At 59.7% G+C, this 21,940-nt stretch carries 15 protein-coding genes and 2 pseudogenes; 4 read left to right on the plus strand and 13 right to left on the minus strand.

The annotated features are described in order from the left end of the window. Together AC1DZU_RS30920 and AC1DZU_RS30925 are read right to left on the minus strand one after the other, a co-directional pair. The coding region (locus AC1DZU_RS30920; protein WP_477290603.1) for an electron transfer flavoprotein subunit alpha/FixB family protein at positions 1-926 on the minus strand (926 nt) is incomplete at its 3' end. A gap of 24 nt (positions 927-950) precedes the next feature. Further along, positions 951-4,037 carry an FAD-dependent oxidoreductase gene (locus tag AC1DZU_RS30925; protein ID WP_477290605.1) on the minus strand — a complete coding sequence of 1,029 codons (3,087 nt, stop codon included), beginning with the start codon at positions 4,035-4,037 and terminating at the stop codon, positions 951-953. A 94-nt stretch (positions 4,038-4,131) separates the two neighbouring features. Here AC1DZU_RS30925 and AC1DZU_RS30930 point away from each other — a divergent pair, with 94 nt between their 5' ends. Further along, a complete protein-coding gene (locus AC1DZU_RS30930; RefSeq protein ID WP_477290607.1) occupies positions 4,132-5,082 on the plus strand; it encodes a LysR substrate-binding domain-containing protein in 951 nt (316 codons plus the stop codon). Between the two features lie 142 nt (positions 5,083-5,224). On the opposite strand, the gene AC1DZU_RS30935 is transcribed toward AC1DZU_RS30930, so the two are convergent. From AC1DZU_RS30935 to AC1DZU_RS30960, 6 genes are all read right to left on the minus strand, one after another. Further along, complete coding sequence (locus AC1DZU_RS30935; protein ID WP_477290609.1) at positions 5,225-5,959, minus strand: aspartate/glutamate racemase family protein; 735 nt, start codon at positions 5,957-5,959, stop codon at positions 5,225-5,227. Positions 5,960-6,017: 58 nt separating this feature from the next. Beyond that, positions 6,018-6,857 (minus strand): ABC transporter substrate-binding protein, encoded by an 840-nt coding sequence (locus tag AC1DZU_RS30940; protein WP_477290611.1) that lies wholly within the window; start codon positions 6,855-6,857, stop codon positions 6,018-6,020. 23 nt (positions 6,858-6,880) lie between these two features. After that, positions 6,881-7,543: an amino acid ABC transporter permease gene (locus tag AC1DZU_RS30945; RefSeq protein WP_477290613.1), complete on the minus strand. Its 663-nt coding sequence runs from the start codon at positions 7,541-7,543 to the stop codon at positions 6,881-6,883. Continuing rightward, entirely contained in the window at positions 7,543-8,187 is a 645-nt protein-coding gene (locus tag AC1DZU_RS30950) for an amino acid ABC transporter permease (RefSeq protein WP_477290615.1), read from the minus strand. The genes AC1DZU_RS30945 and AC1DZU_RS30950 overlap by 1 nt, the downstream gene beginning before the upstream one ends. Then, entirely contained in the window at positions 8,184-8,948 is a 765-nt protein-coding gene (locus AC1DZU_RS30955; RefSeq protein WP_477290617.1) for an amino acid ABC transporter ATP-binding protein, read from the minus strand. The genes AC1DZU_RS30950 and AC1DZU_RS30955 overlap by 4 nt, the downstream gene beginning before the upstream one ends. A 344-nt stretch (positions 8,949-9,292) precedes the next feature. Then, complete coding sequence (locus AC1DZU_RS30960; RefSeq protein WP_477290619.1) at positions 9,293-9,796, minus strand: hypothetical protein; 504 nt, start codon at positions 9,794-9,796, stop codon at positions 9,293-9,295. On the opposite strand from AC1DZU_RS30960, the pseudogene AC1DZU_RS30965 reads away from it, so the two are divergent. Next, positions 9,720-10,353: pseudogene (locus AC1DZU_RS30965) on the plus strand (hypothetical protein). The gene AC1DZU_RS30960 and the pseudogene AC1DZU_RS30965 overlap by 77 nt on opposite strands. Before the next feature lie 276 nt (positions 10,354-10,629). Here AC1DZU_RS30965 and AC1DZU_RS30970 read toward each other — a convergent pair. Continuing rightward, positions 10,630-11,136 carry a LysR substrate-binding domain-containing protein gene (locus AC1DZU_RS30970; protein WP_477290621.1) on the minus strand — a complete coding sequence of 169 codons (507 nt, stop codon included), beginning with the start codon at positions 11,134-11,136 and terminating at the stop codon, positions 10,630-10,632. Positions 11,137-11,138: 2 nt separating this feature from the next. Continuing rightward, on the minus strand, positions 11,139-12,425 hold the full coding sequence (locus AC1DZU_RS30975) for a mechanosensitive ion channel family protein (protein WP_477290623.1): 1,287 nt from the start codon (positions 12,423-12,425) through the stop codon (positions 11,139-11,141). Positions 12,426-12,634: 209 nt separating this feature from the next. Here AC1DZU_RS30975 and AC1DZU_RS30980 point away from each other — a divergent pair. Both AC1DZU_RS30980 and AC1DZU_RS30985 read left to right on the plus strand, forming a co-directional pair. Beyond that, positions 12,635-12,988: pseudogene (locus AC1DZU_RS30980) on the plus strand (ATP-binding protein); the annotation flags it as partial. Positions 12,989-13,433: 445 nt separating this feature from the next. Further along, complete coding sequence (locus AC1DZU_RS30985) at positions 13,434-14,819, plus strand: adenylate/guanylate cyclase domain-containing protein (protein ID WP_477290625.1); 1,386 nt, start codon at positions 13,434-13,436, stop codon at positions 14,817-14,819. An 820-nt stretch (positions 14,820-15,639) separates the two neighbouring features. On the opposite strand, the gene AC1DZU_RS30990 is transcribed toward AC1DZU_RS30985, so the two are convergent. The 3 genes from AC1DZU_RS30990 to AC1DZU_RS31000 are packed head-to-tail and all read right to left on the minus strand — an operon-like array spanning position 15,640 to position 20,937. Next, positions 15,640-17,199 carry a response regulator gene (locus tag AC1DZU_RS30990; protein WP_477290627.1) on the minus strand — a complete coding sequence of 520 codons (1,560 nt, stop codon included), beginning with the start codon at positions 17,197-17,199 and terminating at the stop codon, positions 15,640-15,642. Then, entirely contained in the window at positions 17,196-17,561 is a 366-nt protein-coding gene (locus AC1DZU_RS30995) for an Hpt domain-containing protein (protein WP_477290703.1), read from the minus strand. The genes AC1DZU_RS30990 and AC1DZU_RS30995 overlap by 4 nt, the downstream gene beginning before the upstream one ends. A gap of 49 nt (positions 17,562-17,610) precedes the next feature. Next, a complete protein-coding gene (locus AC1DZU_RS31000; RefSeq protein WP_477290629.1) occupies positions 17,611-20,937 on the minus strand; it encodes a GAF domain-containing protein in 3,327 nt (1,108 codons plus the stop codon). Between the last annotated feature and the right edge of the window lie 1,003 nt (positions 20,938-21,940).

Here is a 21,940-nt window from a genome sequence, read left to right on the forward strand (position 1 = left end):
AGCGCCTTTTGCAGTTCCGGCAGGATGACGAAGAGGTCGCCGACGAGGCCGTAGTCGGCGACCTGGAAAATCGGTGCCTCCTCGTCCTTGTTGATGGCGACGATGACCTTCGAATCCTTCATGCCGGCGAGGTGCTGGATGGCGCCGGAGATGCCCACCGCAATGTAGAGATCGGGAGCGACGACCTTGCCGGTCTGGCCGACCTGCCAGTCGTTCGGCGCATAGCCGGCGTCCACTGCGGCGCGCGAAGCACCGACAGCGGCACCGAGCTTGTCGGCGACCGGAAGGATGACCTCCTGGAACTTTTCCGCCGAGCCCAGCGCGCGACCACCCGATATGATGATCTTGGCCGAAGTCAGTTCCGGACGGTCGGTCTCCGAGAGCTTGTTCTCGACGAAAGTGGAGAGGCCGGGGTTGGCCGCCGCCTTCACGGCCTCGACAGAGGCCGATCCGCCCTCGGGGGCTGCCTGGAAGGAGGCGGTGCGGACAGTGATCACCTTCTTGGCGTCGGTCGACTGCACCGTCTGGATGGCGTTGCCGGCATAGATCGGCCGCTTGAACGTATCGGGTGAGACGACTTCGATGATCTCGGAGACCTGCGCGACATCGAGCAGGGCCGCCACGCGCGGCGCGACATTCTTGCCCGACGAGGTCGCCGGCGCGATGATGGTGTCGTAGCCGCCCGCGAGCGACACAACGAGTGCCGCCGTCGGTTCGGCGAGGCGCTCGGCGAGTTCGTCGGCTTCGGCGAGCAGCACCTTGGTGACACCCTTCAGCTTGGCTGCGGCATCCGCCGCACCCTTGGCGCCCTTGCCGGCCACCAGCACATGCACGTCCGAGCCGATCTGCAGGGCCGCCGAGAGCGCCTTGGCGGTCTGGTCGGAAAGGGTGGCGTTGTCGTGTTCGGCGATGAGGAGAATTGTCATTTTCGTGGTTCCTTTCGCGATCGCTTACAAAACGCCGGCTTCGTTCTTGAGCTTGTCGACCAGTTCGGCGACGCTCTTGACCTTGACGCCTGCCTTGCGGCCGCTCGGCTCCTCGGTCTTGATGACCTTCAGCCGCGGCTTGACGTCGGCGCCGTAGTCGGCCGGGCTCTTCTCGTCGAGCTGCTTCTTCTTGGCCTTCATGATGTTAGGCAGCGAGGCATAGCGCGGCTGGTTGAGGCGAAGGTCGGCGGTCACGATCGCCGGCATCTTCAGCTCCACCGTCTGCAGGCCGCCATCGACTTCGCGCGTCACCTTGGCCTTGTCGCCCTCGAGCACCACCTTGGAGGCGAAGGTGCCCTGCGCCCAGCCAAGCAGGGCCGCCAGCATCTGGCCGGTCTGGTTGGAATCGTCGTCGATCGCCTGTTTGCCGAGAATGACGAGGCCGGGCTGTTCGGCGTCGACGACGCCCTTCAGCACCTTGGCGACGCCGAGTGGCTCGGTCTGTTCGTCGGTCTTGACCAGGATGGCGCGGTCGGCACCCATGGCAAGCGCGGTGCGCAAGGTTTCCTGCGCCTGCTGCGGGCCGATCGAAACGACGATGATCTCCTCGGCCTTGCCGGCTTCCTTCAGCCGGATCGCCTCTTCAACCGCGATCTCGTCGAACGGATTCATCGCCATCTTGACGTTGGCGAGTTCCACCGCCGAACCATCAGCCTTCACGCGAACCTTGACGTTCGCATCCACAACCCGCTTTACTTCCAGTTCGGTTCCAGGACTTTCCAGTTCGACCGGAAGGAGCGCAAGGGCGACGTCGTGTCCCAGAGTGTACGCATAGCTTCCGGAGGTTACCTGTCCGACCAGCTTGCCGTCGTGATAGACACCCTCATGGACAAGCGAGCTGGCTCCGTCGGTGTCGATGGCGATCGTGACGGACCGCCGCTTGATGCCCTGCTCCTTCTGACGCAGGAGCGCTTGCTTGCCGATGAACTCGCCCTTGTCGAGGCGAATGAAGCGGTCGAGTCTGCTTTCCCAGGCCGTGAGTTCGGGGTTCATGTCGCGATACATGGCCCGGTAGGACTTCTCCAACCTGAGCGATTCGAGCGCCTGCAGACCAATGAGCCTCAAACCGTGCGCCTCGCCTGCAGCCAACAACGCTTCAAGCAGATGGCGTTGATACGGGAGCGGATGATAAAGCTCCCAGCCGAGTTCGCCTTCGTAGTTGACGCGCAGCAGCCGGACGTCAGTCGCCAGCCCGACCGTGCCCGACTTGACCGCGAACCAGGGAAACTCTTCGTTGGAGAGGTCGATCTCAGTGAGCGTCTGTAGAACTTCACGCGCCTTGGGGCCGACGATGGTGAAGCATCCGCGTTCGTTCGTGACGTTGCGCAGCAGGACGGTGCCGTCCTTCGGCAAAAGCTTCGACAGGTCGTCGAAGTTCCAGCGTTCGGCCCGGGGCGTGGAAATCAGGTAGAAGGTTCCATCCTCCAGACGCGCGGCGACATATTCGGCCTGCACGCCGCCCGCCTCGGTGAGGTGATGACAAAGGTTGACGCGGCCAGCCTTCGGCAACCGGTTGGCAAGAATGCCGTCCAGCCACGCTTGGGCACCCGGGCCGGAGACCTCGAACTTCGTCATCGGCGTCATTTCGACCAGCCCCACAGCGCTGCGCACGGCATGCACCTCCTCAGCGACATACTTGCCCTTTTCGGTCCAGCGCCAGCTGTACTGATCCTTGGCTTCGACGCCTTCCGGAGCGAACCAGTTCGGCATTTCCCATCCGTTCAGTACACTCCAAACTGCGCCACGCTTCGTAAGGATGTCATAGGACGGGGCTGTCTTCTGAGGACGGCCCGCAGGCATATCCTGACCCGGATAATGCTGATCGGCATGGGTACCCCAGCTTTCGCGCACCTTGCGCCGCGTCCATTCCTTGTTGGCACAGTCACCGAAGCGGCGCGGATCGAGCTCGGACATGTCGAGGCTGTTCGCGCCCTCGACGATGCGTTCCGACAGATAGTAGCCGATGGCGCCGCCCCAAAGTATGCCGCCGGGAACGCCCTCGGCGAGCCAGACATTTTCCAACCCCCAAGCCGCTCCGACGAGCGGCAACTCATCCGCGGTCATCTGGAATGGGCCGCGCACGTTGGCCTTGATGCCGACACGGCCGAGCGTGGGAACGAGTTCGATGGCGCGCTCCCAGTTCCAGGAAACGGCATCGAAATCCTCTTCCAGAAGATCGGCACCGAACCATTTGGGAACGCCGTCCTCCGCGAAGAGTTTCAGATGCTCCGTCTTTTCATAAGGGCCGAACATCAGCCCGTCGCCCTCCTCGCGCAAGTAGCCTTCGAACCCTTCGTCACGAAGGATCGGCATTTCCGGCAGGCCCTGGCGCTTGCGCTCCACGATTTCCGGTACCGCCTCGGTGTTCCAGTACTGGTGGACGATCGGTATCGCGGGGATTTCCAAGCCGAGCATCGCGCCGGTCTGGCGGGCGTAGTTGCCGGTGGCGGAAATAATATGTTCGCAGACTATCTCCCCCTTGTCGGTGAGAATCTTCCACTCGCCGCCAGGCAGGCGCTCGAAGCCACGCACCTCGGTGTTCAGATAGACCTTCGCGCCACGATCGCGCGCTCCCTTGGCCATAGCCTGGGTGACATCGGCGGGCGCGATATGACCGTCGTCGGGATGGTAAAGAGCGCCCAGCATCTTGTCGTTCTCTAGCAGGGGCCAAAGCGCGCGAGCCTCCGCGGGCGAGAGGAGCTGCGCGCGGATGCCCTGCACGGCGGCGACGCTCATGTAGCTCTTGTATTCATCAAGACGGTCGCGGGTGTTGGCTATGCGAAGCTGGCCGCATTTGTGCCAGCCGACTTGCTGACCGGTTTCGGCCGTCAATCCCTCATAGATCTCGATCGTTTTAGCGACCATGCGACCGATATTGATGCTGCGTGCATAGGAAGGGATAAGGCCGGCGGCGTGCCAGGTCGAGCCGGCCGTCAGTTGTGTGCGCTCCAGCAGCGCCACATCAGACCAGCCGCGCTTTGTCAGACCGTACAGGATGGCGGCACCGACGCATCCGCCTCCTACAACGACGGCACGAGCATGTGTTTGCATGGCGAGACTCCCTGACCTGCTTTCCGACCAAGGTACCGGGGATGAGCCGGATTGTGGCGTTGCAAAAAAATGGGGCGCGGCATAACTTCAACTTATGCACCGACTGCGGTCTCTCGTACCCTCCGCAAACTATCTCTTCGTCTTCGAGGCGGCAGCTCGCCGCCGCAGCTTCACCGCGGCTGCCGAAGAGCTGAATGTCAGCCAACCCGCCGTGAGCAAGACCATCAAGCTCCTCGAGGACGCAACCGGCCTGAAACTGTTCAGGCGAGAGCACACCCGCCTTGAACTGACCGCCGAGGGCCAGAGACTTTACCAAGAGACGCAGAAGGCGTTCGACCATTTACACATGGTTCTGACCGCCTTGCGGACAAAACACTCGAACGACACGGTCAGGGTTTCCTTCTCCGCCTCTTTCGTGCAGCTTTGGCTGCTTCCGCGCCTAACGGACTTCAAGACAAAGCATCCCGATATCGCGCTGCGGATAGAGGAAAGCACCCGCGACGATCAGGATTTGGATGAGGAGGATATCGATATTTCGGCGCGCCTCGGGAACGGCAGGTGGCCGAATGTTCAATCATGGCACTTTGTGACGGAGGAGATAATCCCAGTCTGCAGTCCTCGCTATCTGCGAGAGCACGGCCCCATAGGCACCCCCGCCGATTTGCTAAGCCATCCGTTGCTGCATTTCGAGGAGCGGCATCGCATGCGCCTCGGTTGGCGCGAATGGCTGATCCACCATTCCGTCCCGATCATTCGCCTCAAGCAGGATTTTGTCTTCACCGATGCGCTCGGCTCCATCGAGGCAGCCGTTCTTGGACAAGGTATCGCTCTTGGTTGGAAACATCTCGTCCACGACCATGTCCAGGCGGGGCGGTTGATCTATCCGCTGAATGCCGTTTATCGTTCCGGCCAGGCAATTCACGTCGTGATGCCCGCGCAGCGTCCAGAAAAGCATGGCGCCAGATTATTTCGCGACTGGATTCTCGAACAGGACGCCGACGCACCGATTTTCGGCGAAGAGCAGGACGCGGCACCTGATCGATGAACACAGCAACAGCTTCGCTTGTTCAGCATATCGACACACCTAAATTCGGCCGCTTTCACTTGGTTTTCGATTGGCCGAAGGCGTAGCTCGACACCTCGGCAGCAGGTGTCCGTGCGACGACCGCCGACTGATCTTCGGTGCTTTACATGCTGCCGATATAGCGGCGGCGGGCGACGCTTTGCTGAACGTAGTTGATCATAGTGATGAAGTCGAAAACCGGCCGCCCCGTGGCAGCCTGAACTGCGTGGGCATAGGGCGGGAGATCGCTGCACTCCAGCAGGATGGAGCGAACGTCGGGATGCGCTTCAACCAGTTGGCGGGCCACCCCGATCACCTCACGCTCGATCGCAGCCGAGTCTAGCGTCCCCTTTTCTTCAAGGATCGCCTGCCGAAACTCCGTCTGTTCTTCCATGCCTGCTATCGCCAGAGGAATGTCGTCCGGCACGTTGCACGCCTCGAAATGGCGAGGCGTAAGCCGCGAGGCATTTGCCGTAACAATACCGACGCGACCACCGCAAAGCGCGCGCATGAAAGGAACCTGCATGAGGCTCGACAGGAAGACCGGAATATCGACCGACGCTGCGACTTCTTCCTGGAAATAGGCCATGAACCCACAGGCGCCGGTAATAGCCTTGACGCCGCGATTCTGCAGCTCCGCTGCCGCCTCTACGAAGGCCTCCTTCAAGGCTGGGTCACGTTGGTTCAGGAGCCTGTCGATCGACGCGCCGCGTACTTCCTGAAATCGAACGGGATAATCATATGTGGTGGCGTTGCCGACATTGCCTGGAATGCAGGGATAGGCAGCATCCAAAATAAGAATGCCGATCTGCTCTCCATACCAGGACTGTGTCTTGCGCGTGACCGTGTAGACAGTCATCGATCATGTCTCCAATCTGCGGAAAGACGGGGGAGATATTCCTCCCCCGTTCATCGTCTCACTGGATCAGGCGAGGAGCGCCCGTGTCGGCCGCCGTGCCATCAAGACCATATGACTTGAGAATCTTGACGATCGTGCCATCCTTGTGCATCTCCGAGATATCGGCATCGAGCGCTTCGCCGAATTCCTCTGCCTTCAGCGAATACGGGAAGCCCGCCTGCGCGGCTTCCTTCGTTGCCTTAACACGCGGATCCGAAGCTGCTACGGCTACCTTGACATCCTTCAGCGCGCCCTTTTGCTCGGCGACCACGCCGGTCGAGTAGCCGTCGGTGGCAACATCGATGCGGCCGGCGAACAGATCCTGCTGCATATTGACGGAATTCGGATAGAGCTTCAGCGAAGAACCGAGCACGGTCTTGAGATCCGCAACCCAGAGATAGCCCTGAACGGTGCCGACCTTCTTACCTTCGAGATCGGAAACCTTGTTGAAACCTTCCCGCGAATAGATCGCCATCTGATCGGTGTAAAGCGGCGCAGACAAGCTCATGACCTTCGCCCGCTCGGCGGTGCGATACCAGTCGCCGGTGGTAATGTCGGCTTGGCCGGAAAGGACGTACTGGATCGCGGCGGCAGGATCCACAGCGACAGCTTTAACCTTCAAGCATTCGCGCTTGGCGAATTCGGCAGCGATGTCGCCGTCGATACCTTTCATGTTCCCACTGTCATCCACAAAGGAGTGCGGGGCATAGGTCGTCACGGCCACCGTCAGCGTACCCGGCTCGATGGTGTTGAAGGCGTGCTTCGGTTTGCAATCCTCAGCGGATGCGATCTGGGCAGACAGGAGCAGACTGGCAATGCCGGAGAGGAGGAGATAATTCTTCGACTTGAATGCAGGCATGCCGGAAGTCCTTTCACTAGAGGTTAACGTTCAGCAAAGACACCTGCACGCCTCTCGACATGGCTGACGAGGAGGGCGGCAGGTATGGAGATGCACGCGTACAGGGCGCCCGCACAAATGAGGGCGGGGAAATAGCGGAATGTGGTGGAGCCGATTTCGTAAGCGCGGCTCACGAGTTCCGGCAACGCGATGGTAAAGCAGAGCGAGGTGCCCTGGAAAATGAGGATGGAGAAGCCGAGAAGAGCAGGCAGCGCGACCCTCAAGCTTTGCGGCAAAAGGACATACCGCAGTTCGTCCTTCCGACTCAGGTCAAGCGCCTCGGCTGCTTCGCGCTGGCCATGGGCGATCGATTGCAGGCTCGCCCGGATGATCTCGCTCGTATGGGCGCCGGTGTTCCAGGCGAGCGCGATCACGGCCGCCGCGAACGATTCGATCGTCAGCCCGGCGCTCGGCAATCCAAAATAGATGAACTGCAAAAGCACGAGCGCTGGGGCACCTCGTCCGATTTCAACAATGAATAGCGATCCCGCCCGAAGCACCTTGTTGCGCGCAAGCACTCCCAGAGCCAGGAAAAGACCGAGGGGAATTCCAAACAGAAGGCTGAGCACAGTCACTTGAAGGCTGATCGACAGGCCGCCGAGAAGTTCAGGGATCCATGTTGAAACTTCGCCATAGCTGGGAAACATCAGCGCGCCACCTTCGATCTGAGGTGCGCATCAGCGACCCGGGACAACCAGGCCACCGGCAGGCTGAGGAGGATGTAGAAAAGACCGACGAAGGCGAAGACTTCCAGGCCGCGGAAAGTGAGCTGCGAAAGCTGGTTACCCTGATAGGCGAGTTCCATGACCCCGATCGTCGAAGCGACGGCCGTCTCTTTCATCAAGCCGATCAGATAACTCGCCGCCGACGGCAGGGCGACTCGCAAGGCTTGAGGGCCCACGACGTCCCACATCGTGTACCAGCGAGGGAGATCGAGGGCGGCACAGGCTTCCCATTGTCCGTGATGAATAGATGTCAGGGCGCCCCGATAGATTTCGGCGATGTTGGCTGCAGCAATCAGGCCGAGGCCAGTCAGCGCAGCCGCGAAGGGACTTATCGGAAAAAGGCCCATTCCGATTCCGAAGAAAATGATGAAGAGCCAAAGGATCGGAGGGATCGAGCGCACGATCTGGATCATGACCGAGGCAAGGAGCCGCACCGGAAGCAGTCGACTCCGGCGCGCCGCCAGGAGTGGCGCGGCGAGGATTGCGCCGATGGTGAAAGAGCCGAAGGTCAGGGCTGCGGTCCAGGCGAGACCTCGAAGAAAGGGTATGAGATCCGATGCACTCATCTGTCGTGCACCGCGCGAAGGAATCGCTGGGTCCGCTCCTGCCGCGGATCGCGCATGACCTGGTCCGAAGGACCCTTTTCCACGATGTGACCGTCCGCCATGATCATGACCGTGTCGGACACGTTTTCGGCAAAGCCCATTTCGTGGGTGACGACGATCATCGTCATGCCGCTTTCTGCCAGCTCGCGCATGACGAAGAGCACTTCGAGCCCTAGCTCCGGATCGAGCGCCGAAGTCGGCTCGTCGAACAGCATGACCTCCGGGTCCAGCGCAAGAGCCCGGGCAATGGCGATCCGCTGCTGCTGTCCGCCCGAACAGCGGCCCGGAAACTGCGCGGCCTTGTCGGCAAGTCCTACCCGGCTCAGCAGTTGCATCGAGCGCTCGTCCGCCTCGGCCCGGCCACGGCTGAGCACCCGCTCTTGCGCCAGGCTGACATTGCGCAGCACCGACATATGAGGGAAGAGGTTGAAGGACTGGAAAACCATGCCGACGCGGCGGCGCAGGCTGGACAACTCGGAGCGCGACACCGGTTGCGCCGCGTTGATCGTCGTCGGCCCAATGGTGATTGTGCCGGCGGATGGCGGCTCGAGATAGTTGATGCAGCGAAGTAGCGTGCTCTTTCCCGATCCGCTGGGACCAATGATGGCAAGAACCTCGCCGGACGCGACTTCCAGATCGATATTGTTCAGAACAACATGCGTTCCGTAACGTTTGCTTACCGCATGCACATCGATGAGCGTGTTGCCGGAAGCAGCCTTCATTTTGCGCCGAGCCCCGATCTCGCGGCAGGATGAAATCCCCTGAAGATCGCCAGCATGGACGGCGTCATATGCACCATTCGAACTCCCAACGAGCCGCACGCACCCGTCAGGTGCGGCCGGCAACCTTGTTGATGACGTCGTGAAGCTGTTTGTTTTCGGCCGTCCCAGTTTCTGAACGGCTCGGTCCCCACTTCTTATTCTTCGAACCTAGCGACCGTTGAGCGGCCGTGGGAGCATGAAAAAAATGCGCCTCCAGATAACTTCAAGTTATTGCTTCGTGCGGCCTGGGCCATTGATTGCAAGCGGCGGTCCCGAGACCTCGACCGAGCAAGCGACGTGCGGCGTTACGCGGCCACGACTTTAGGTCCTTGGGACCACGCGGAAGTTCGGTCACGTACATATATCCGTGACGATCGAAGGCCACATCCGTCGGCCTGAACGTTGTTCAAAGCATTCAGGAACTCGCCGTCAGAAGAGAATATCTGTATTCGATCGTTCTCGCGATCACACACCACAACGCGCCCTTGCCCGTCGAGAGCGATGCTGTGTGGTATCACAAAACACCCTGGAGCGGCCCCCGCACCGCCCCACGAGCGGACCAGTTGTCCGTCAGGAGAAAATCGATAGACTCGACAATTACGATAGCCTCGCTGACGAACAATTCTCCAGTTCGCGACGATACCACTTTGGTGGGTCGGTTGAATGGTGCCCCCCGACATCTGGATTTTTTGAATCTCTAAGCTTCTGAGAGGTCCTGCACGAGGCCGCATAATGCCCACTGATAGCCAGTACATTCTCGAAAGCATCGAGCAGGGATGCGTGGTGCTCACCTGCGACGAGTTCCTCATCGACAAGCTGGAGAAGTATTTCGGCCACGGGAGGATCCGGTGGCACGTCGAAATTCGGTGGGCATCGCATCGAGCTGACGACAGGGCAGCTCAAGAAGCAGCCTACCTTCCGCAGGAAGATGCTCGAACAGGCTGGCGTGCTGCCGCCCCAGCGTGCCGGGGCCAGTTACAGGCGATGGGCTATCGATCTTAGGAAGAATGCCATCGAGCTTCCCTGGCGGGATAGACCGGTCGATGTTGATTTCGCCATCGACAGGCTCACCAGCCACGGAGATGGGCGGTGGACGGTTGAATACCAAGGCAAAGCAATCAAGTTCACGACCACCAAACTGCGCAGGCAAGTCAGTTTCCGCAAACGCATGCTGGCCAAGGCCAAGGTGCTGCCGCCTCAACTGGATCCGGTTGCCTATCGGAAGTGGGTGGACTGGTTCATTCAAAACGCCACCGAGGCTGTGCCACAGGCCGGCGATGCCTTGATAACGGAGAAAAGCTGGCTTGACGACCTGCCGGAGCTGGCCGGCTGGCAAAATGAAGCACCGCCCCGAGCGACCAACTAGGGCGGCAGTTTCCAAAGCAGAAGCAATCGCGCCACGGGGCAGCGGACGAATTCGCTGGCCCCTACGCGCCCCAGATCACGGCTTGCTCGTATAAGGGACTGTCGACTCTGGCGAATTGCCGAGCGAAGGCATCGACCGCCGGCGTGTCACCAACCCTCGCGACCCGTCTCCCAAACCGCAAGAGAACCGCTAGGCAGACCGAAAAGGCGATTCAACTTCTGAACGAGGCGCTGAAGCAGCGGGCATCTCCCTCGCTCTTTCCGCTGGTTAGCCTGGCTATTCCGATACGCCTGCGATCAGTTCGTCCAATCGTGAAAGGAATAGCTTGAGGGTCGGGGATGCGTTCGCCTTGCTGTAGCCGATAGCCAGATCGATTGTTGGCGCTTCGCCCTCCAGCGGACGGCTGACCACGGACCAAGGCAGCAGGTTCTTCGCGTAGGCAGGCATAAGCGCCAACCCGCGGGTGGAGGAAACCAGGGACATGGCCATTGCCAAATTGTCCACCCCATAATCCAGTTTGATGTCGAGCCCGCAGCGGCGCAGATAGTCTTCGGTCACGGCGGCGAGCACCCTCGCCTTGTTCGAACCACCGATGAAAATCTCGCCGGCCAATTCCCACGGGTGAATTGCTTCTCGGCTGGTGAGGCGATGGTCACTTGGCATCAGGACGATCAGCGGTTCGCGGTCCACGACCTGGTAGCACAGGTCGAAGGTCGGCTCGGCACCGAGTTGCGGTTGAAATCCCAGCCGCCACGCCGTCGCCGGCCAGCAGCGCTCCCGCACCCTCAGCGCCCGTCCGCCGGCTTCATGATGATCTCGCGGTGCGGATAGGGGATGCTTATGCCGTTTGCCTTGAATGTGTCCCACAGCGCCAGCAGTACCTTGCCGCGCACGTTGGTCAAGCCTTGCTGGGGGTCGCGGATCCAGAAGCGCAAGACGAAATTCAGCGAGGAGTCGCCGAAGTCGGTCAGCCAGCAGACCGGCCGCCGGTCGGCCTCGACCCGGCCGACGCTGATCGCGGCCTCTATCGCCAGTTCGCTGACCATGTGGGGATCGGCATCATAGGAGACGCCGAAGTTCACATCGAGCCGCACGAGGCTGTCGCTGAACGACCAGTTGATGACCCTCTGGGTGATGAAGTCCTCGTTGGGGATCAGGAATTCGCGGCCGTCGCGTGTCACCACCGAGACGAATCGTGCCCGCAATTCGCGGATCCAGCCGAAGGTGCCTTCCAGCGAAATGGTGTCGCCCGGCTTGATCGACTTGTCGAGGAGGATGATGACGCCGGAGACGAAATTCGAGACGACCTTCTGCAGCCCGAAAGCGAGACCGACGCCGACGGCGCCGGAAAACACCGTCAGCGCCGTCAGGTCGAGGCCGACGGCGGAGAGTGCGACGGCGCCGGCCACCAGCACGAGGCCGATCTTTGCGACCTTGCCGACGAGGACACGGATCGACGGCGTCAGCTCCTCGGACATGCGGACGCGCTCATCGATATAATTGCCGGTTACCACCGCAAGCCAGACGGTGGCGACCAGGAGCAGCGCCGCCTTCAGCACCATGAGCGCCGAAACGCGAACCGCGCCCAAAGGGATTGCGAGGCTGTCGAGGAAGGCGGCCGCCTCGTCACCTACGCCGAGGATGACAAGGGCCGCGGAGATCCAGGCCAGCCAGCCGAGCGTGCGCGCGACGAGGCGGTTGCGGATGATGCGAGACAGCACGGCCGCGAACAGCCACGCCAGCGAGAGCAACAGCACGACGAGCAGGAGATAGGTGCGGCTCGGCCAGGTGATTGCGCGCAAAATGTTGAGCGCGGCAAACAGCAGAACCGTGAAAAGGATCCAGTCGGTGCGCCGCAACAGCGCGATGACGACCCTCAGCAGTCCGGGATGGCCCTTGATCTGGCGTGCCTGGTTTTCGACCAGCGGCTCGACCCGCAGCGCCGCGAGCTTCGCCACCAGAAAGAGCGAGACGATGATGGCGGCCTGATAGACAGACCACGGCGTGGCGGCATAGTCGAACCATCCGCCGGCCCAGGCCAGCGATCTATCGATGGCGTCGCGAAAATCCATTGCCACACGACCACTTGGCTACGAATTGCACGTCCACAATGTCGTCGGCCCTGTGATTGGTCAAGTCGACCTTAGGGGTCAGTAGCCGTCGCTCTCGATACCGGCTCTGCCCCAAACGGACATCCAGAACGACTAATCATTGCTCCGCATGCGAGCTGGACCGGCTTGGGGTTTCAGCACTGCGGCGAGAACAATCCCCGCTACGAACACGCGCCAGAGGGCGGTTCTTCAACCTCGTCGATCTCGTCGACCAGCTTGAGCAGGAGAAGGCCGCCGGCGGCAGTGGGCGCTTGGCCGAGAAGCTGCTGCGCCACGATCTCATCGTCATCGACGAGCTCGGCTATCTGCCGTTAAGCCAGCCTGGCGGCCAGTTGCTGTTCCACCTGATCAGCAAGCTCTATGAAAACACCTCCCTGCTGATCACCACCAACCTCGCCTTCGCCGATTGGCCCCAGGTGTTCGGGGACGCCAAGATGACCACCGCCATGCTCGATCGACTAACCCATCACTGCGACATCATCGAGCCCGGCAACACCAGTTGGCGTTTCAAAAACCGCAGCTGACAAAACCCTCCCCCGGACCCCCGGGCCATTCTGCTAATGTGGGGAGATTAACTGCCCCTTGCCGCGAGATCTGTTCATCTACCGGGACCTTCTAGGCTGGTAGATGGGCAGATTTTCTAGGTCGATTCCAGAAAAGAAATCAGGGCGACCCGGCATGCCAACATTTCTGCGTTCCACCACGCCGGGCGGCAAGGATCTCTGGGTCTCCGCTGAGATTGGCGGGTTATCGGCAGCGCCACAAAAAACTGAAGTACGACGTCGTCACCAGCTGGCAAGCGTTCGACCGCAATCGACCAAACGGACCATCAGAGTAGCGCAAGAACAGGAACCTTTGGCCTTCAATTCACGCACGCATGAACCGCATGCAGATTGCTAAGGTTAGGAACTTGGCCACGTGCTACCATTGTTGGCCTGATTGTGGCGTCCGAAGCAGGCTCAACGGTGCTTGATCGCATATCTCCAGTCCACGGTTGAGATTGGCTTCGTTTCCGGGATTCGAACCGCCATGGCTCCACGCACCCAGTACGCGAAGTGCGGCAATCTATCGATCGCCTATCAGGTCCTTGGTGACGGGCCAATCGATCTTGTCTATGCGCAAGGTTGGGTCTCCCATTTGGAGTATGCATGGGAAAGTCCCGACTATGCGCGGTTCTTCAGGCGTCTCGCCAATTTCTCGCGCTTGATCAGGTTCGATCGTCGGGGCGTGGGTCTATCCGATCGAGATGTCGGGCCCGCGACGCTCGAAGAGCGAGTGGATGATATCCGGGCGGTCATGGATGCTGCCGGGTCGGAACGGGCAGCCCTCCTTGGCGTGTCCGAGGGGGGCTACATGGCGGCAATGTTCGCCGCAACTCATCCCGAACGTACGGCCGCGCTTATTCTCTGCGGGAGCTATGCTCGCCAAAGCTGGGCGCCTGACTATCCGTGGGGCATAACGCTAGAGGATCGTGACGCGTGGAACACGCTCATGGAAGAGAATTGGGGTGAGCCTTTTGAGCTCGACCAGGCTGCGCCGAGCATGGCAAAGGATGAGGCGGCGCGCTCATGGTTCGGCGCCTATCTTCGCTATTCCGCAAGTCCGGGTGCAGTTCGAGCGCTCAACGATCTGAGTTTTGAAGTCGATATACGCAGTGTTTTGCCGAGTGTTCAGGTGCCTACTCTAGTGCTGCATCGCAGCGGAGACCGCTGGCATTCTGTCCCCGAAGCCCAATATCTTGCCGATCATATTCCAGGCGCCAAGTTGGTCGTGCTTCCCGGCGACGATCACTTACCGTGGTGGGGTGACCAGGAACGACTGGTAGGTGAAGTGCAGGAGTTCCTGACTGGAACCCGAAATAATCCGCCCTCCGAGCGGGTCCTCCTGACCGTGCTCGTGACCGATATTGTTGGATCAACCGAAAAGCTCGCGGCAATCGGAGACCTCAAATGGAAGGAGACTCTGCAAGCGCATGACGGTGTCGTGCGACGAGAGCTGAAGAACTTCGGTGGCCAGGAAGTCAACCGCACGGGCGATGGCTTCGTTTTGGCTTTCACCGGGCCAACCCGGGCTATCCAGTGCGCGCGGGCAATCATACAGGAACTGTCGCGTCTCGGCCTCACCATGCGCGCTGGACTGCATACCGGTGAATGCGAGCGGCGCGAGACCGATCTGAGTGGGCTCGCGGTGCATGTTGCGTCACGCATCTGCAGCAATGCGTCGCCGGGCAGTATCCTGGTGTCCAATACGGTCAAAGACCTGGTTGTCGGCTCGCGGATCGGGTTCATTGACCAAGGCATGTACTCGTTAAAGGGGGTGCCTGGTGAATGGTCGCTTTTCGCCGTCGTTGAATAAGCCGCAGACTTCCGAGACGCGGTTGGTGGCTACGGTTATTCACTATGCACCATCCAATCTCGATCTCTGCTCGTACCTAGAAGGTCCGGCCAAAGCGTCATTTCGTGACTTGGTGATCGGGCTGGGGGCGACGATCCAAAAAAAGGGACGGCCGCCAGTATAACTGGCGGCCGTTTGATTCCCCACGTTAACCGAATGGCCCGCCGGACCCCCTCCCGGGCTTACCCGCGTGGGTGCACATGAACCTCCCACGCCCTCCGCTCCGCGCAACGCCGAGGGCGCTGCGCTCCGGGCGCGGGTCCCTCCTATGCACTACCCGGATAAGCCCAAACCTGGGCACCCAGAGGGGTCGCGATTGGACGCGAAAAGGGGGGCACGGTTGGAAGCGAATTGACATCAAGGATGGCGAGTTCGTCGCCATCAAGACGGTCACCCGAACAAGGCCGAAAAGATGGCCGACACCTTGGCCGCTGCCTCACGTACGCTGCGGTCGATGGAATCCCAGCTCCGGGGCGCGCATGCCCGCACGATGCTGATGTAACAGCCTCCGCCTTTTCTCCGTGGAGAGCGGGTGCTAGTGGTCAAAATCTGACGTTTGGTACCGAGGTCGTAAGCCCGCTCAGGGTGGAACTCCGCCGTTCCCTGGTCGTCGATAGGAACCGGCAAGTTGCGCCATGCGCCGACGCTTAGCATCGAGGCAATGAACGTCTCGATATGGGCCGGGAGCGGACGGGCAGCTTCGAGGAACAGATATTCAAAAGCGGACCTTCAGCCGCCGGCGGGCATCGACGTGATCTGAGCCCCGGAGCGGGCATCCAGCTTATATCGGCAGGTCCTCGATCTCCCCATCCAGGAGAGGCGGTTCCTCCTCCGCTTCCTGCTTGGGCTCGACCATGATCAGACCGACAATGATCAACCCCAGTGCTGCCCAAGTCCATAAGGGGATGTATTCACCCAGCAAGACGATGCTCCAGCCGATGCCAGCAGTGGTCGTTGCGTATGCAGTCTGGCTGGCAAAGACCGCTCCGGTGGTCGCTATGAGATAGATAAAGAGGATCATCGCCAGTGCCGAGGCGAGAGCAATCAGGACGACGATGATACCGAGTTCTCCAGCAAGAAATTGAACGGGAATGAGGTCGCCGAAGCCCACTACTAAGGGCATCAGCATGAAGCATGAGACAACGAGCGCGAGGCCGTAGATAGCCACACTGTCTATATCGGTGGGCCGCCTTTCGGATATGTAGAGGTCCTCCGCCGCATATGTCGCAGGGATCAGCAGCGCAAGTGCCATCCACAGCCAATGCTCCTCCCCTCCGGTCTCGCCGTAAACAACGATAATGCCGACGCCGGCCAGCCCTAGGACGAGGCCCAGAAAGCGCTTCAATCGAGGCGACTCGATGCGCATGACGGCAGCAAAAAGAAAGACCGCGAATCCTTCGAGGACAATCACAATCGACACGATGAAGGCGGGGAGCTTGCTCGCCATCCAGTAGACCAGCAATTGATTGATGACGGAGCTGAGAAAGGCCAACCCCGCGATGTATGTCCACTCTTTCCGTGTCAGAGTGTTCAAGGGCGGCAGCGTTTTCCGGGTTGCAGTAATTCCTATGCAAAGTGCCGCCCCGATCGCGTCAACGAGCAGTGCCAGGCCGATGGGGTGTGCGGCGATGTTTGCGGCCATCTTGGACAGCGGCACAATCAGTCCCCAGAGAGCACCGCAGGCGAGCAGGAGCAGACCACCACGAAACGTGCGAATATTCTGGCGCAGCTGGCGCTCGCGCTCATACACTTTCTGCGCCATCGTCGTAAACACGTTGGCGAGCTTGCCCAGGCCATCGGGTCTTCTGGTGACGTCCTGAAGTCCGAGTTTGGACGGGTTGAACCTGCCAGCTTCGAGGGCAGTGGCGGCTCGCGTCAGCTTGGCAACTTGCCGAAGGTATTCCTTTTCTATGTCCCTGAGCCGTTTCTTTTCGACGCAGGTTGAAACGCGCGCCTCCAGCAGCGCAGGCTCGAAATTCTTGGGCAGGAAATCTTCTGCACCCAGCCCGATGGCCTTTATCACGCTGCTCATTTCTTCATCGAGAGCCGAGATGACGATGACCGGCAGATCGCGTGTGCCACGGGAAGACTTGAGTACCTTGAGCACATCGAACCCGTCCATTTCGGGCATGACGATATCGAGAAGGACAAGATCAAAGGAATTTTGCGCCACCTGCTCAAGCGCCAGTTCACCATTTTCAACAGCTGTGGCTTCATGGCCCAGAGTCTCAATGGCCTTCTGCAGCTTCAGGCGCACCGTCCTCGAATCATCAACAATGAGTACTCGAGCACCGGCGCCCTTCCGTGGCTCACGCAGTGCTTCAGCCAGAACAGTACTCATTTGGACCAGGTCCCTCGACGCAACTCAACAAGATGCAGGTTCAGCTGGCTCTGGGCCGCTGTGCACTCGGCAACAATAGCGTCGACCTGCATCGCTGCCTGTTCGGGCATGCCATCCCGGCATTTCTTCTCAAGATCTTCGCAATAGATGGAGAGCTGGCCTGCACCAAAGTCGCGGGCGCTCGATTTCAGAGTGTGAGCCGCCCGGCCGAGGCTTATCCGGTCACCCCGGTCCAACGCCTGTCGCAATTGATCGAGCAGCGTCGGGGATTCATCGAGGAAGCTCTCGATGAGCTCAGTGAGGGAGTCGGAGCTTTCACCAATCAATTCGAAGAGTTTGATTAGTGCCTCGCGTTCAATCACGATCAACTACCCCCTCGACAACTGGTGAGGCTTGAGCTTGAGTTCGGCTCTATCCGCCTGCCAGTGTGGCTCTTCTCAACGAGGCGACAAGCTCGTCGACCCGCAACGGCTTGCTCAAATAGTCATCCATCCCCGCATCCAGATATCGCTCGCGGTCCCCGGCCATTGCGTTGGCCGTAAGGGCCACGATGTAGGGTTGGCGGATCTCGGGAGTGGCGGAGGTGCGGATCAGCCTTGTGGCCTCGAGGCCATCCATGTCCGGCATCTCGATGTCCATCAGGATAACGTCATGCCGTCCTTCGACATATGAGGAAATTGCCGACCGTCCATCTCCGGCCAGCTCAGCCTTGTAACCCAGGCGCTCCAGCACCTTGAAGCCCAGCTTCCGGTTGGTGGCGTTGTCGTCCACCAGCAGGATGCGAAGCGGCAACTTGACTGCCATATCGCCGTCGAAGACTGACCCCTTCGACTGATCGGGCCTGGCGGAGCGCAAGGGAGCCTTGGCAAAGACACCCATGAAAGCGTTAAGCAGAGGCGATGGCTTGATCGGCTTGGGAAGCATTGCCGCAAACTTGATGCCCTCAATATCCTTCTTGGTTCGCTCACTAAGAGGCACCAGGGAGCTCAGCAATATCAGTGGAAGGTCGCCTTTTTTCCCGAGTTCCCTTATTTTTGTCGCCAGTTCAATACCGTCCATCTCGGGCATGTTCATGTCGAGTACGACGAGGTCGAAGCCTTCGCCGCCTGCAATCCTGCGCAGTGCTTCCGAGGGTGACGCAGTCGAAGTGGGAGCCATAGCCCAGGACTGGGCCTGCATGGTCAGTATGCGCCGGTTGGTTGCATTGTCGTCTACGATCAGCAGCCGCTTGTCCACAAGTTCAACTTTGGCCTCGGATATTTGCGCCTGTTGGTGAGCGGGACCAGTGGGAGCGCGGATCGTGAAAAAGGATGTCGTGCCCGCGCCTTCGACACTCTCGACCCAGACCTCTCCGCCCATCAGTTCTGTGAGGCGCTTGCTGATCGCCAGGCCGAGTCCGGTGCCGCCATAGCGCCGGGTGGTGGAGGCATCGACTTGGCTGAACGATTTGAACAGCCGGTCCATCCGGTCTTTGGGGATGCCAATGCCGGTGTCGCGCACCGCGAACAGCAGAGTGCACACGCCTTCCTCGCTTTCGCCGTGGGGTCCGCCCGTGTCCGCCGCTTCGGGCGGAACTTTCGTCACGGAAAGTACAATTTCTCCCCTTTCTGTGAACTTGACGGCATTGTTGAGGAGGTTGATCAGAACCTGCAGTAGCCTGGTATTGTCTGCGACGATCCAGTCGGGGGTTCCGGGTTCCACCACATACGCCAGATCCAGTCCCTTCTCGGCGGTCCTGGGGGCTATCAGGTCAATCGCGCTCTCAAGGCATTCGCGCAGTTCAAACGGCCTAGGGTCGAGTTCCAGCTTGCCGGCTTCAACTTTGGAGAAGTCCAGTATGTCATTGATGATGGTCAGCAGCGCCTCGGCGCTGTGGTTGATCGTCTCACTGATTTCGCGTTGTTCGTCATCAAGTTTAGTGCCGAGGAGCAAATTGCTCATTCCGATCACACCGTTCATAGGCGTGCGGATTTCATGGCTCATGGTTGCCAGAAATGAACTCTTCGCCTCATTTGCCGCTTCGGCCGCTTCCTTTGCCTCCTGCAGTGCAGAGGACAGCTGCTTGAGCTCGGTGAATAGCTGCGCGTTGTGCAGGGCTGCACCGGCATTGGCGGCGATGGTCGAAAGCAGGCGGAGCGAGTCATCAGTGAATATGCCCTCCCGCGTTGTGCTCTGCACGCTGATCACGCCCATGGTGCCTTGGGCTGTCTTGATCGGAACGCCAAGATAGGACAGGGCATCCTTGCCCACAGGCGTCGCTCCAATTTCGGCGCCGCGCTCATTCACATCCTGGTTGATGAGCAAGGGCTCGCCGGTCTCTATGATCTTGCTTGTCAGCCCTTCGCCGAGGGTGAGAGTGGTGAAGGCTTCGCCAAACTGATAGGGGAAACGGATCAGCCTGGTTTCCGGGTCGAGCAGGGCCACATAGACGATGTCGGCGTTGAAGATTTCCTGCATCTGGTTGCCAATGAGCTGGATCGTATTCCCAAGTTCCGATTCGGCGATGAGTGCCTGGCTCACCTTGCTGATTGCACCCAGTTCGGCCGCACGGTCTTCGGTCTCTTTAAGGAGCCGTTGGGTCTCGTCAAACAGGCGGGCATTGGCGATGGCAACGCCCATGTTGGAGGCGACCGTCTGCAGCAGGCGCACATGGTTTTCGTCAAAAGCATTCTTCTGGTAGCTTTGCACACTCAGAACACCCAGTGTCCTTTCACCAGAGTTGATTGGCACACCAATGTAAGACGCGGTTCTGTCCTCTTCGTTGGGAAAGAAAGCGCCCAGCTCTTTCCCTTTCTCCAGAGTACCAAAAACCAACGGCTTACCCGTCAGGATGATCTTCGATGAAACTCCCACGCCCATCGGAAATGGTTCAATGAATCGATATCCGCGATAGTATGCATAGGGGACATGGATCAGGCCGGACGCATTATCGTGCAACACGATTTCACTGACCTCGGTGCCGAAGGCTTCCCGCACCTTGTCGCCCACGAGGCGAATAACAGTTTCCAGGTTCAGCGACTCCGTCATCGCCTCGCTGACACTATTGAGAATGGCCAGTTCCGCCGCGCGGTCCTCGGTTTCCTTGAGAAGGCGCTGGGTCTCATCGAAGAGCCGGGCATTGGCGATGGCAACGCCCATGCTGGAGGAGAGTCCCTGCAACAGACGCACATGCGATTCGTTGAAGGCGTCCCTCTCGTAGCTTTGCACGCTGACAACGCCCAGAGTTTTGTCGCCGGCAATGATCGGCACGCCCAGGTAGGATTCAGTTTCGTCCTCTTCCGTAGGCGTAAGAGCGCCCAACTCATTGGCCCGATCACCTGAGCCGATTACGAGCGGTTCGCCGGACAGGATGACTTTGGAGGTCAGTCCCTCGCCCATCGAAAATGGTTCAGGTTCCTGGTAGTCCTTGTAGAACGCATAGGGGACCGTGATCAGATCAGACGCGTCATCGTGCAACAGGATTTCAGTGACGTCCGCGCCGAATATTTCGCGTACCTTGTCACCGACGATGCGAGTCACTGTTTTGACATTTAGCGTCTTCGCCATCGCCTCGCCGACGCTGTTGAAAATGGCGAGTTCCTTTGCGCGTTGCTCAGCTATCCTGAGCAGACGCTTGTTTTCACCAGAAAGGCGCTCAAGTTCAATTGCTGTGGCCGCTTTGGCGATTTCCAGCTCGGCAACCTTCCGGTTGGCGGATTCCAGGCGGCTAGCAAGGTCGATTTCGACGCGGCCGGACATATCGGCTTTCTCCCAAAGGGACATCCCTCCAACAGGTCGAGCGGGGCCCCTGCCCATTGCCAATCAGGTTGTCCGTAGGGAATGTTACATGCCAGCGCTTTGATTGGCGAGTACGCTGGACGCACTGCCCCGTAGGCCGCCAGCCGAGCATCCACCCAGGCTTCGAAAGTGTCCGATCGCAGTGTCGAGTTCTGGCGCAACCGCGCGACCTCCGGTGCGGTCGCTAGCAACGTCTGCTTTCAAGCCGTGGTACGGCTGACCTCAACGGCCGAATTTGGGCGCGTTGCTGCCATTCGGTAGAAGATAAATGCGGTCAGCGAGTGGCTGGATCAGCTTCTTGAATAAATTTGGGCAAACCGCTTCGTAACCCATTGACAAATAACGATTATGTTAGTCGCTGAGGGTCACCGTTTTCTACAGGAAATCAATACGTTAGCGGATGGTTCGCCAACCCATATCTCTCGTATGATCTCGTATGGTCTGGCGAACCGAAGGATCAAGAGGAGGACTAATTTTCCATACAAATGGTGTCTCGTTTTCCCACAGGAATGACCGAATTTGGGCGCGAAGCTGCCGTCCCGACGTACGTCTGTTCCGGGTCACCCGTCTTGCCAGCGGCGTTCGTGAGACAACCGCTTCAGAAAACTCGCAGGCGGGGAGCCCAGCTACGATCCCGACAGGGAGGCGTGACAATGCCAAGGTACGATCAGGCTGAAGCAATTGTTCAGCGGCCGCGGCGCGCGCAAGGCCGGACGTGTAATCGCCGCCCAATTGAGGATTAGTAGTTAGAAGAATCCAGAACTCATGCGACCGCCCGTAGCGTCCTAGACTGTCCTGCCATCCTTCGCTCCGAAGGCCATAAACGAAAGTATTGGACATTCTTGCTCTTGGCACGATGGCTCACATCCCGCCACGGCCGGCATATTCCAGCTCTACATGAGGAAAACTCGAAGAGCGTAGCCTTGGCCTCTGGTTTGCTCAATTGCCGCAAACGCCATGGAGG

It is taken from the genome of Mesorhizobium sp. P2_A12 (assembly GCF_056405075.1).